The following is a 12603-nucleotide window of genomic DNA, read 5'->3' on the forward strand; positions in this document are numbered from 1 at the left end:
GGACAACCGTCCGTGGGCGTCGATGATCCCCTTCACTGACATCTCACGGATCAGACCCCGTGCGCCCCAGACGAAGGCGCCTTTCGACCCGTGCCGCCACCGCGCGGCACGCCGAGCTCACCGAGGTCTTCATGAAGCTTCGCCGCGCCCTGGCCGCAGCGGCCGCGACGGCAGCGATAGTCCCGGCCGCCCTCCTCACGGCCCCGGCCGCCCACGCGACCGACCCCACGTCCTCCGCCTCCGCGACCCGGTCCACGGGGACGGAGACGACCACCCCGTCCGCCCCGGCGACCGGCCCCGCCGAGACGGAGTCCACGGAGCCCGGCACCGGCGAGCAGGACGGACAGCCGGAGCAGGACACCGGCGAGACCGGGAACGGGAACGGGAACGGGAACGGGAACGAGACCGGGAACGACGACGAGACCGGGAACGGCGACGGCACCGACGGCTCCGCGTCGTCCTCCCCGTCCGCCACCGCCTCGGCGTCGCCCACCTCCCCCGCATCGAGCCCCAGCGCGAGTGCTCCGGCCGAGGAGGACACGGAGTTCTGCGTCGACGAGAACGGCAAGAGCACGGCCGGACTCAGCGAGGACCTGCGCAGCGGTCTCTCCGGCCTGCCCGGGACGATCGTCGCGGGCAACGGCTGGACCACGTTCTCCTTCGACGTCTCCAACCGCGGCGACGAGGAGATCAAGAACATCAAGCCGCTGATCGGCGTCGCCGCGGTCGGCTGGGAGGACGTCCGCGACTACTCCGGCCGGATCACGGTCCAGGCGTACGACAAGGCGGCCGGCAGGTGGAACACGCTCGCGGGCGCCGCGGGCGAGGGCGCCACGTTCGCCGCGTTCTCGCTGGGCGCCGGCCAGTCCGTCTCGTACCAGCTGCGGCTCTCCGTCAGCGGCACGGTGCCGGACGCGCTCGGCCTCACCGGCGGTTTCGCCGAGTACTCGGACACCGAGGGCTGCTGGATCGCCGACGACCCGAACGGCTGGATCTACTTCTTCGACATCCTGGCGGCCGGCTCCGACGCCGGTGAGCCGGACGACGCCAAGCCGCAGACCGGCGGCGTCAAGGAGCTCGAGAAGGTCAGCGAGGTGACGGTCACCGGCAGCCTCGCCGACACCGGCTCCAGCTCCGCCCTGCCCGTGATCGGCCTGGTCGGCGGCGTGGCCGTCGTGGCCGGCGCGGGTGCGCTGTTCGTCGTCCGCTGCCGTAAGGCCGGCACCGAGGCGTGACACCGGCCGCCCGCGCGGCGGCGCCCGGAACAAGGGGAAGGGACCTGAGCTCGGAGGGGGGCACAGGTCCTCTCCCCCTTTTCCCTTGCTCCCCTTGCTCCCCTTGTTCCCCTTGTTCTCCTTGTTCCCCTTGTTCCTCTCGCGTTCTTCTCCCGCGCGTGTGCGCTACTTCTTCGGCGGCACCGCCGGGATCCCCAGGAACGGCAGCTTCAGCGCGCCGAACGCGTTCGCCGGCACGGCCGGTGACTTCGGTTCCACCGGCGCCAGCCGCCGGTACGCCTCCCCCTGCGCCGGACGCGGGTCCTCCTCCCCCTTGTTGGGCCAGAACGACATCGCCCGCTCCGCCTGCGCGGTGATGGTCAGCGAGGGGTTCACGCCGAGGTTGGCGGAGACCGCCGACCCGTCGACGACCGTGATGCCGGGGTGCCCGTACAGCCGGTGGTACGGGTCGATCACACCGGTCTCGGAGGAGTCGCCGATCGCGCAGCCGCCGAGGAAGTGGGCGGTGAGCGGCATGCCCGTCAGCTCGCCGACGTTGGAGCCGGGGAAGCCGTTGATCTCGGCGGCCAGCGCGGACGCCCCGTCGGTCGCGGCCTTGATCTGCTTGGGGTTCGGGGCGCCGTGCCCCTGGCGCGCGGTGAGCAGCCCGCGGCCGACCCCGGACGGCTTGAGGTAGGTGGTCAGGGAGTTGTCCAGCGACTGCATCACCAGGCCGATGATGGTCCGCTCCGACCAGCGCCGGTTGGACAGCGACCGCAGCATCAGCCAGGGGTGCCGGGCCGCGTTGCCCAGCCAGCCCAGCACCCGGGCCGCGCCCGAGGACTGATCGGCGTACGGCACCTGGAGGATCGACAGGGAGCCCATCGCGTTGGAGCCCTTGCCGTAGCGGACCGGCTCTATGTGGGTGTTCTCGTCCGGGTGGATCGAGGAGGTGATGGCCACGCCGCGGGTGAAGTCGGCCTTCGGCTCGCCGGTGACCTTGCGGTAGCGGCGGTCGTCGGTCTGCGCGCCCACCAGCGCCTCGGAGTTGGTGCGGGTCCTCTCGCCCAGCCGGTCCGAGAGGTGCGGGAGCTGCCCGCCCGCGCGCATCCGGTGCAGCAGCGTCTGCGTGCCGTAGGTGCCGGCGGCCAGCACCACCCGGCGCGCGGTGAACGTACGGCCCCTGCCCCTGCGGCGGTCGTCGGTGGGGAGGGTGGCGACGGCGAACCCGCCGCGCGAGTCCTCCGTCACCGACACCGCCGTGGTCATCGGGTGCACGACCGCGCCCGCCTTCTCGGCGAGGTACAGGTAGTTCTCGTTGAGGGTGTTCTTCGCGCCGTGCCGGCAGCCGGTCATGCACTCGCCGCACTCGGCGCAGGCCCGCCGCGAGGGCCCCGCCCCGCCGAAGTACGGGTCGGGCACCTCCTGTCCCGGCTTCGCCTTCACCGACCCGTCGGCGTCCTCGCCGTCGCCGAAGAAGACCCCGACGGGCGCCATGTGGAAGGTGTCGCCCACGCCCATCCGCTCGGCCGCCGCCTTCAGGTGCACGTCCGAGGGGGTCATCGTCGGGTTGAGCCGCACACCGAGCATGCGCCGCGCCTGGTCGTAGTACGGCGCCAGTTCCTCCTGCCAGTCGGTGATGCCGCCCCACTGGGGGTCCTCGAAGAACGGCGCGGGCGGGACGTACAGGGTGTTGGCGTAGTTCAGCGAACCGCCGCCGACGCCCGCGCCCGCCAGCACCATCACGTTGCCCAGCAGGTGGATGCGCTGGATGCCGTACATGCCGAGCCTGGGCGCCCAGAGGTAGTTCTTCAGGTCCCAGGAGCTCTTCGGCAGCGACGCGCGGGTCCAGCGGCGGCCGGCCTCCAGCACGCCGACGCGGTAGCCCTTCTCGGTCAGCCGGAGCGCCGAGACGGAACCGCCGAAGCCCGAGCCGACGACGAGCACGTCGTAGTCGTAGCCGGCGTCGTCGTCGGGGGCGGGAGCGGAGTTCTCCTGTGACACGTGCTCTCCTCGTCGAAAGCTCTCGTTCGAAGCTGTGGCGCCGGGACCGGGCCGGGCGGAGGACCTAGCGGAAACGGAACGCCTTCATCAGGCGCAGGCTGCGGCTCATGAAGGCCGCGTACTTCTCGTCGTCCATGCCGAGCGACGGCGCCATCGGCAGCAGCCGCTGCTGCGCGACGGTCTGGGCCTCGGTGTACTTGAGGATCCCCTCGGAGCCGTGCCGGCGGCCGAGACCGGAGTCCTTCATGCCGCCCATCGGCGACTGCACGCTGCCGTACGCGGGCGCGTAGCCCTCGTTGACGTTCACGGTGCCGGTGCGCAGGCGGGCGGCGATCTCCCGGCCGCGCCGGGCGTTCCTCGTCCACACCGAGGAGTTGAGCCCGTACGGCGTCTCGTTGGCGCGCTCCACCGCCTCGTCGTCGGAGGAGAAGCGGTAGACGGAGACGACCGGGCCGAAGGTCTCCTCGGTGCACACGCTCATCGGGGCCTCGACGCCGTCGAGGATGGTCGGCTCGTAGAAGTAGGGGCCGATGTCCGGGCGGGCGGTGCCGCCGGCGAGGACCGTGGCGCCCTTGGCGACGGCGTCCTCCACGTGCCGGGTCACCGCGTCCAGCTGGCGCTGCCCGACCAGGGAGCCCATGTCGGCGCCGTAGGCGAGGGCGGTGCCCAGGCGCAGCGCCTTGGTGCGGGCGGCGAAGCGTTCCAGGAAGGCGTCGGCGACCGCCTCGTGGACGTAGAGCCGCTCGATGGAGATGCACAGCTGGCCGGCGGAGGAGAAGCAGGCGCGGACGGCGCCGGCGGCGGCCTTGTCCAGGTCGGCGTCCTCCAGCACGAGCATGGCGTTCTTGCCGCCGAGTTCGAGGGAGACGCCGACCAGGCGGGCGGCGGCGCCCTGGGCGACCTCGCGGCCGGTGCGGGTGGAGCCGGTGAAGGACACGTAGTCGGCGTGCCGGACGACCTCGGGGCCGACGACCGGGCCCTCGCCGAGGACCACCTGGAACACGTCGGCGGGCAGCCCGGCCTCGATCAGCAGGTCACGTGCCCACAGCGCGGTCAGGCAGGTCTCGGTGTCGGGCTTCATCACGACGGCGTTGCCCGCGACGAACGCCGGGAGCGCGTCGCCGACGGACAGTTCGAGGGGGTAGTTCCACGGCGCGATCTGGCCGATCACCCCGCGCGGGTGGCGCAGCTCGGAGACCTTCGTCAGCACCGGCACGGCGCCCGTGTGCCGCTTGGGCCGCAGGTAGGCGGCGGCGCGGCGGCCGTAGTGGCGGGCGGCGACGGCGACCGCCTGGACCTCCTCGTGGGCGTGCAGCCGGGCCTTGCCGGTCTCCAGCTGGATCAGGTCCAGCACCTCGGCCTGGCGGTCGAGCACCAGGTCGTGGAAGCGCAGCAGCACCGCGGCGCGCTCCCGGACCGGGATCCGCGCCCACACGGCCTGGGCGGCGCGGGCCGCCTCGAACGCCTTCGCCACGTCCTCGGGCGTCGACTCGGGCAGGTCGGCCAGCTTCTCGCCGGTGAACGGCGTGTGGTTGGCGGTGCGGCCGGAGCCCGGCACGCCCTTGGTGAGCTGGGCGACCAGTTCCGGCGTGACCACGTCGGCGGCGGTGCGGGCGCCCCGGGGGGCGGGGGCCAGGGGATTGGTGCCGGTCGTTTCCCGGGTCTGCGCGTCCGTCATGAGGCGCAGGGTATGCCGGGGCGCACGCTTTGTGTACCCGTCGGTAACAGATTCCCGCAGGGCTCACACAACGCCAGTGAACGCTGGCAACGAAGCCGCTGATCAGCGCGTTGTCGCCGCCGGCGCCCGAGACGCCGACGGGTCCACGGTCACGTGCGGTCAGAGCGTGTGGACGTCCCAGGAGTCGGTCACCGTGCGGGCGATCTCCCGGCCCTCTTCGGTGAAGTAGCCCTTGGCCGGGTAGTCCACCCGGAGGGTGTACATGTCGCCGTTCTCGTTCCGGTAGTACAGCAGCTGCACCTCCCGCTGCACCGCCGGCGTGGTGGTCGTCGTGTAGACGACGGTGTTCGTCGCCGCGTCCCGGTCCTTGTAGGTCGTCTCACGCGGCCGGCCCTGCGGCGCGGGGTCACCGGCGATCCCCCGGCCGTACTCGCCGTCGCGCAGGTCGTTCCAGTGCTCGAACGCCTCCTCCGAGGCCGACGCCATGAGCTTGCCGTCCTCGTCCTCGGACTTCAGGTCGCGGTCGGTCTCGATCCGCACCATGCCGCTCGGGTCGGTGAAGGAGACGACGGTGCCGTCGGCGTCGTCGTCCGGCTCGTCCTTCACGAACTCCTCGGGCACCGCGAGGGACACGCCCGCCCGGTCACCGAGGTCGTGCGTCTTCCAGCCGTCGGGCAGCGGGCCCGCGAACGGGTCCGCGACCACCAGGCCCACCACGACGGCCGCCGCGACCACCGCCGCGCCCAGGCCCAGCAGCGTCCTGCGGCCGATGCGGACGCCGCCCTCGCGGCCCGGCACGGGCAGCGTGGCCACCTGGGTGGGCTGCGGGGCGGGCGGGTTCGCGGCGGCCTCCAGCGCGGCCCGGACCTGGGCCGCGTTCGGACGGCGTGCCGGGTCCTTCTGCAGCAGCGCGGTGATGATGCCGGCCAGCGGGCCCTGCGCGGAGGCGGGCGGCGCCGGCGTGGCGTTGAGCACGGACTGGAGGGTGGCCGGCGTGTTGCTGCGGCGGAACGGCGACACGCCCTCCGTCGCCGCGTACAGCACCACGCCGAGCGACCACAGGTCGGAGGCGGGGCCGGGGCGCTGGCCCAGCACCCGCTCCGGGGCGATGTACTCGGGCGAGCCGACGAAGCCGCCGGTGTCCGTCAGGTTGGTCTCGCCCTCGATCTGGGCGATGCCGAAGTCGGTGAGGACGACCCGGTCGTGGCGGCCGAGGAGCACGTTGTCCGGCTTGACGTCCCGGTGCAGGACGCCCGCCGCGTGGGCGGCCTCCAGCGCGCCGAGGACCTCCAGGCCGACGCGGGCGGCCTCGCGCGCGGAGAGCGTGCCCTCCTCCTGGAGCACCGCGCCGAGCGAGCGGCCCTGGACGAGCTCCATCACGATCCACGGCCGGCCGTCGACCACACAGACGTCGTGGACGCTGACCACGGCGGGGTGGTCGAGCCGGGCGGCGGCGCGGGCCTCGCGGCGCATCCGCTCGAAGGCGTTGGCCCGTTCACGTTCGGGAAGATGGTCGGGGACGCGGGGCTCCTTGACGGCGACCTCGCGGTCCACCGTCTCGTCCTTGGCCCGCCACACCGTGCCCATGCCGCCGTGGCCGAGCTTGGCGAGCAGCCGGTAGCGGCCGGCGACCAGCCGCCCGGCGCCGGGGTCGGGGTCGGACGCGCCGGGCCGGTCCTGAGCGGGCGCCGGGCCGGGTGCGGCCTGCTGCGGTCCGCTCCCCCGCGCGGCGTCCCGTCCGCGCGCGCCGTCCGGCGCGGCAGCGGTGTCCGGCGCGGCGTGCTGCGCCCGGTCGTGGCCGCGCGCCTGGCCGTGCCCCTGCGGCGGGACCACGACGGTCGGCGCCGCGTACGGGTTGCCGGGGTGCGGCACGGCCGCCGGCGGGTTCGGATTGGGCGGTTGCAGACCAAAACTGGTCGGCTCGTCGGCCTCGTTGCGGGCTCCCCCGTCACTGCTCATGGGTCCATCCATATCGTGCCGGACCACCGCCGCTCCACAGCGGGTCGCCACCGGTCACAGACCCGTGACCCACGCCGCGACTTATGCCGTTTTTCTGCGGTTATGCGGCCGAGGCGGACGCCGAGGACCCCGGTGACGCGGACGTCGGACCGCCCGTCGGCGTGGACGAGACACCACCCGCCCCGGCCCCCGGGGACGACGGCGCCGGCCGCCGCGGGGCGGTGGACGGCGGTACGGGCCCGGGCGCGGGGGTCCCCGGCGCCGTGGTGCTCGGCGTGCCGCCGCCCCCTTCGCCGTTCCGGTCCTGGAGCAGCAGCGCCCCCGCGGACACACCCGCCCCGGCCAGCGCGGCGATCACCAGCGCGGCCACCAGCGCACCCCGGGTGGGCTGGAGCCGTACGGCACGCCCGCCCCGCACGCCCTGCGGGCCGGGCTCCGGCACCTCCCGCCACAGCGGCAGTCTGCGGCGGGGCGGGTCGCGGTCCGGCAGCGGACCGAGCGGGGCCGTCCCGGGCGTGCGGCCGGTGGCGAGGAACGCGCGCAGCATCCGTTCGGCCCGGTCCGCGTCCAGCCGCCGGTCCGGGTCGCGCTCCAGCAGGCCGAGCACCACGGGCAGGATCGGCCCGGCCTGCGCGGGCGGCCGGATCTCGTCGACGACCACCGCGTGCAGCACCCCGCTCAGCGAGTCCCGGCGGAACGGCGACTCGCCGCTGAGCGCCGCGCACAGCAGCGCGCCCAGCGACCACAGGTCCGACTCGGGCCCGGTCCGCGCGCCCGACATCCGCTCGGGGGCGGTGTACTCGGGCGAGCCTACGAACGACCCGCTCTCGGTGAGCGTGGTCGAGCCGGGCATCTGGGCGATGCCGAAGTCGGTGAGCAGCACCCGGTCGGTGCCGTTCTCCAGCAGTACGTTGGCGGGCTTGAGGTCGCGGTGCAGCACCCCGGCGGCATGCGCGGCGCGCAGCGCGCCCAGCAGGTCGACGCCGATCCGCGCGGCCTCCGCCGCGTCCACCGGCCCCTCGGCGGCCAGCCGTTCGGCGAGGGACGGCCCGTCGATCAACTCCAGTACGATGTACGGCCGTTCGTCGTCCTCGACCACGTCGTGCACGACGACGATGTTCGGGTGGCTGAGCTGGGCCAGGGCGCGCGCCTCCCGCAGGGTGCGGTCCCGCTGCCGCCGCGCGTCGGCCGCGGTGAGCGTCTCGTCGAAGGGCAGCGCCTTCACCGCGACCCCCCGGCCGAGCAGTTGGTCCGTGGCCCGCCACACCACGCCCATGCCGCCGCGTCCGAGCAGTTCCTCCAAGCGGTAACGTCCCGCCACGACGCGGGCGTTGCCCCCGCCGGTCCCGTTGTCCGGCTCCCCCTCGGTCACCATGCGCCCATCATGCCCCACCGGATGTGTCCGCTCCGGTACGGCGATTCGGCCAACGGGCGCACGTCCGCGCACGCCGGGGGCGGTCAGGGCTCGCGCCAGCCCCTGAGGATCGTCTCGAACTGCTGCCTGGTCGTCTCCCAGTCCTCGGCGGGACCGGCCATGTAGAGGGCGTACTCGACGCCGTCGCGCGTGAGGTACATCTGGTCCACCGCCCGGTAGGGCCCGGGGAACTCGGTGTCCTTGGACAGCGCGGTCCAGCCGTACTCCAGGCGCGCGGCCGGGCGGTCACGGTAGGTCAGGCGCTTCAGCTCGATCTGCTCGTAGTCGACGAGACGCCCGCCGACCTGCTGGTCGAGGTCGCTGAGGTGGTCGAACGGGTCGTCGAAGTCCGGGGCGTCGTCGACGGCGATGCGCAGGAAGTGCTCGCCGCCGTCGGGCGTGTAGTCGACCTGCCGGGTCTCCTCGTCGAACACCACCCGCTCCCAGTCCTCGCCGGGCAGCACGACGGTGTATCCGAAGGGGTCGCTGCGGCGCACCCATCCCTCGGGCAGGCTGCCCGAGGCGGTCCCGCCGGTGTCCGACACGCCGGGCGTCACCGCGGCGCCGGGGGCCGCGGTCGGTCCCGCCGTGGTGCGGCCCCCGTCGTCCTGCTGCTGGAGCACCACCGCCGTGCCTCCGCCGAGGATCGCGGCCAGCGCGACGACCAGGGCGACCATCCGCCCGCGCGAGCGCCGGCGCGACACCGTGGGCGTCCCGTACGGCGTCTGCACGGCGGTGGAGCCGCTCCCCTGCGGGCGGGCCGGCGTCCCGGTCGTGTACGGCGGTGCGCCCGCGCCGGGGTGCGGCCCGGTCTGGCGCGGCAGCGGCACGTGGGCGTCGACGGCCCGGGTGGGCACGTACTCCTGCGCCGCCCCCGGCCGGCGTCCCTCGGCGGCCTCGGCGAGCATCCGCTCGGCCGTCGCGGCGTCGGGCCGGGTGGCCGGATCCTTCCGCAGGAACGCGCTGATGACGGGCGCGAGCGGCCCGGCGTGCCGGAGCGGCTCGGCCTCCTCCTCGACGACGGCCTGCATGGTGGTGAGCGGCGAGGTGCGGCGGAACGGCGAGACGCCCTCCACCGCCGTGTACAGGGTCGCGCCGAGCGCCCACAGGTCGGACGCGGGGCCGGGGTCGTGGCCGCGGACCCGCTCGGGCGCCAGGTAGTCGACGGACCCGACGACCTCGCCGGTGCGGGTGATGGCCGCGTCGCCGTCTATCTGCGCGATGCCGAAGTCGGTGAGCAGCACCCGGCCGTCCCGGCCGAGCAGCACGTTGCCGGGCTTGACGTCGCGGTGCAGGACGCCGGCGGCGTGCGCGGCGCGCAGGGCACGCAGCACCCACAGGCCGACGCGGGCGGCCTCACGGGGCTCGACCCGCTCCTGCTCCTTCACCATGTCGGCCAGCGAGCGGCCCTCGACCAGCTCCATGACGATCCACGGCCGGCCGTCGTGCTCCAGCACGTCGTGCACGGTGACGACGGCCGAGTGGTTGATCCGCGCGGCGGCCCGCGCCTCCGCTCGGGTGCGTGCCAGCAGGGTGGCCTGTTCGCTGTCGGAGACGTAGAGCGCGGCGGTCAGTTCCTTGATGGCGACGGAACGGTGCAGCACCTCGTCGTGTGCGCGCCACACCCGGCCCATGCCACCGCTCCCGATGGATTCGCCGAGTCGGTAGCGGCCCGCGACGAGCGAGCCCTGCATCTGATTCACGTTGCCCCGCAATGGTCTTGACAGGGCCAGGGTAGGTACCCCGGCCCGTGCTGGGAACCGAGGGGGCGCCAAGGAGACCGCACTGTGATGGTTTGCCGCGCCCCCGTCCCGCGCCGCCCCTCATGGTTCCGTCCGTGGTCAGCCGGTGTGCCGGTACGTCGCGGCCGCCTGCTCGTAGATCCGTGTCACCTCGTCCCGTTCGCCGTCCGGGCCGCGCACCTGCAGCACGTGGTAGCGGCCGTCGATCAGCGCGGCGAGGTTGCGCACGTACAGCTCGCCCCGGTCGCCGGTCCAGGTGAACTGCCCCTCGGCCATGACCCGTCCGCCCACCTCGATGGTCTTCAGACCGGTGGAGGTGGCCCAGCTGGAGTCGCGGTACGGCTGCAGCTCGCGCTCGGCGTCCCGCTGGTAGGCCATGGGGTCGCTGCCGAACTGCCGGGCGCTGTCCCGGCCCGGCACCACGATGAGTTCGAAGCCGCCCTTGGAGTACACGACCTGGCCGCTGCCGTTCTTCCCGGTGCGCTGCCAGCCCTCGGCGACGGCGACCTGGAAGCCCTCGGGGTCCTTGCGCAGGGTGAAGCCGTCGGCGACCTCGGGTCCGGTGGTCCGGGTCTCGTCCGAGCCGGCCGACTCCTCGGAGCTGCTGCGCGGACTGCCGCCCCCGCTCGGGGAGTTGTTGCTGTCCGGGCGGCCGGCGTCGTCCGAGGGGCCCGGCGCGGCGCCACCCGTGGTCCCGGTGCGCTCGGCGGCGGGCGCTCCGGTGGTCTCCTCGCCGGTCTTCGGCAGGAACAGCACCGCGTACGCGATCGCCGCCGCCATGGCGAGCAGCACCAGCAGGAGCAGGGTGCGGCCGAGGCGCCGCGGCGAACCGCCGCGCGGCGCGGCCTTCTTGTGCCGCCCGTGGCGGGCGGGCAGCCCGGCGCGCCGCTTGCGCACGAGTTCGCCCCGGCGCCGTACGACCGGCAGACGCCCCACGTCGACCGGCGGGGCCGTTATGACGTTCAGACCCGCCTCCGGCTCGGGCGCGGACCGCACCAGCGACCGCAGCCAACCGCGCAGTTCCTCGAAGTCGGGCCGCTCGGTGGGGTCCTGGCGCAGCAGCGACTCCACGACCGGACGCAGCGGGCCGCACTCCTCGGCGAAGGCGGGCGGCTCGGCGCAGACCATCTGCACCAGCTCGGCCGTCGACTCCTCGGGGTAGGGGGCGTGCCCCTGCACGGCGCGGAACAGCAGCGCGCCCAGCGCCCACAGGTCGGTGGCGGGTCCGATGGGCGCGGCGAGCTGCCAGTTCTCGTGCACGGGGCCGGCCTGCTCGGGTGCCCAGCGCTCGGTGACGGGCCCGACGACGGCCATCCGCGCCTGCCGGGCCCGCTCGGCGGCCAGCGCGGTGGCGGGGCCCCGGCGGGCGGGGGCGTGTGCGGCGGGCTCGTCCCAGCGGCCGGCGGGGGCGGCGGGCGCCCCGGACGGACCTGCGGACGCGGCGGACCCGGTGGAGGCGGGGCCCGGTACGGCCGGGGCGCCGCTCGCCTGCGCGCCGATCCGGGGTGCGGCCCCGTGCCAGCCGGGGGCGGCCACCCCGTACGGGTCGGCTATCTGTCCCGGGGGCGTCGGCCGCTGCTGCTCGCCGCCCTCCTCGGGGGCGGGCCGCGCGCCGGGCAGCGCGGCGCGGGAGCCCTGCTGGGCCTCCTGCACACGGGCCGCGGCCCGGGCGCCCGCGCGGTACGCGGCGATGGCCCCGGCCCGCGCCGCCCGTACGTCGCCCGCGCTGTCCAGGGTGCGGGGCGCCACCACGGGCGAGAGGCCGCCGGGCGCGCCGGCCTGACCGCCCGGCAGCCGTCCGGCCCGCGCCTCGATGGCCGCGCGGCGTGCCGCGTCCGGGTCGGCGGCGGACCCGGGCGGCCAGGCCGGTCCGCGTCCGCCGTCCGGGCCGGCCCCCGGACCGAGCGCCTCGAGCGCCACGCCCCGCTCCGGCCCCTCCCCCTCGTCGGCGGGCGGCACCGGGTCGTAGCCGCACAGCGCCTCCTCGGCGGCGCCCACGGCCAGCCCGGTGAGCATCACCCGGCCGTCGTCGCAGACCAGCACCGTGCGCGCGGTGACGTTGCGGTGCACCCAGCCGTGGGAGTGCAGCACGCGCAGGGCCGTGAGCACGTCGGAGGCGACCTCGGCGGCCCGGTACGGCGACAGCGGCTTCTCGGCGAGCAGCGCGGCCAGCGGGCGGGCGGCGACGTACTCGCTGACGATCCACAGCGAACCGCCCTCCGCGAACACGTCGAAGACCTGGTCCAGGCGCGGATGGTCGGGCAGGGCCGCCGCGGCCTGCGCGGCCTCCACGGCGCGCCGCACGACCGGGTCGGCGGGCCGGCGCACCGCCCCGCGGCCGCCGCCGGACACGCCCCCGCCGCGCCGCGCGGCGCCGTCCCGGGCGGTGAAGCCCTCGGGCAGCCCCTCGGCGTCCAGCACCTCGGCCTCGACGACCTCCGGCAGCGGCACCTGCCGGACCAGGACCTCCTGGCCGCTGTAGGTGTCGAAGGCCGGGCTCTCGGTCAGCTCGTACTCGTCGGAGGGGGGCAGGGGCAGGCGGTAGCGGTCGGCGAGGACCCGTCCCGCGTAGTCGTCCACGTTGCCTCCCCC

The 12603-nt window shown here is 75.0% G+C and carries 7 protein-coding genes; 1 reads left to right on the forward strand and 6 read right to left on the reverse strand.

The features are described from left to right. Positions 1 to 131 precede the first annotated feature (131 nt). On the forward strand, positions 132 to 1235 hold the full coding sequence (locus C1708_RS34405; protein WP_198602484.1) for a hypothetical protein: 1104 nt from the start codon (positions 132 to 134) through the stop codon (positions 1233 to 1235). 165 nt (positions 1236 to 1400) lie between these two features. Here the strand turns inward: C1708_RS34405 and C1708_RS13005 are convergent, their stop codons facing one another. The 6 genes from C1708_RS13005 to C1708_RS13030 all read right to left on the reverse strand — a co-directional run bounded on the left by C1708_RS13005 (position 1401) and on the right by C1708_RS13030 (position 12591). Continuing rightward, positions 1401 to 3218: a GMC oxidoreductase gene (locus C1708_RS13005; RefSeq protein WP_106412846.1), complete on the reverse strand. Its 1818-nt coding sequence runs from the start codon at positions 3216 to 3218 to the stop codon at positions 1401 to 1403. A gap of 64 nt (positions 3219 to 3282) precedes the next feature. Beyond that, complete coding sequence (locus tag C1708_RS13010; protein WP_106412847.1) at positions 3283 to 4896, reverse strand: succinic semialdehyde dehydrogenase; 1614 nt, start codon at positions 4894 to 4896, stop codon at positions 3283 to 3285. A gap of 159 nt (positions 4897 to 5055) precedes the next feature. Beyond that, a complete protein-coding gene (locus tag C1708_RS13015; RefSeq protein ID WP_106412848.1) occupies positions 5056 to 6855 on the reverse strand; it encodes a serine/threonine-protein kinase in 1800 nt (599 codons plus the stop codon). A 100-nt stretch (positions 6856 to 6955) separates the two neighbouring features. Next, positions 6956 to 8230: a serine/threonine-protein kinase gene (locus tag C1708_RS13020; RefSeq protein WP_106412849.1), complete on the reverse strand. Its 1275-nt coding sequence runs from the start codon at positions 8228 to 8230 to the stop codon at positions 6956 to 6958. 83 nt (positions 8231 to 8313) lie between these two features. Continuing rightward, the gene (locus C1708_RS13025; RefSeq protein WP_106412850.1) at positions 8314 to 9963 is read right to left on the reverse strand and encodes a serine/threonine-protein kinase; all 1650 of its coding nucleotides are present in this window, start codon (positions 9961 to 9963) and stop codon (positions 8314 to 8316) included. A 147-nt stretch (positions 9964 to 10110) separates the two neighbouring features. Next, positions 10111 to 12591: a serine/threonine kinase C-terminal domain-containing protein gene (locus tag C1708_RS13030; protein WP_106412851.1), complete on the reverse strand. Its 2481-nt coding sequence runs from the start codon at positions 12589 to 12591 to the stop codon at positions 10111 to 10113. Between the last annotated feature and the right edge of the window lie 12 nt (positions 12592 to 12603).

It is taken from the genome of Streptomyces sp. DH-12 (assembly GCF_002899455.1).
Lineage (GTDB): Bacteria > Actinomycetota > Actinomycetes > Streptomycetales > Streptomycetaceae > Streptomyces.

Coding starts and splice junctions, on each gene's coding strand:
- C1708_RS34405 (WP_198602484.1), top strand. CDS start 132: ATGAAGCTTCGCCGCGCCCTGGCCGCAGCGGCCGCGACGGCAGCGATA.
- C1708_RS13010 (WP_106412847.1), bottom strand. CDS start 4,896: ATGACGGACGCGCAGACCCGGGAAACGACCGGCACCAATCCCCTGGCC.
- C1708_RS13015 (WP_106412848.1), bottom strand. CDS start 6,855: ATGAGCAGTGACGGGGGAGCCCGCAACGAGGCCGACGAGCCGACCAGT.
- C1708_RS13020 (WP_106412849.1), bottom strand. CDS start 8,230: ATGGTGACCGAGGGGGAGCCGGACAACGGGACCGGCGGGGGCAACGCC.
- C1708_RS13025 (WP_106412850.1), bottom strand. CDS start 9,963: ATGCAGGGCTCGCTCGTCGCGGGCCGCTACCGACTCGGCGAATCCATC.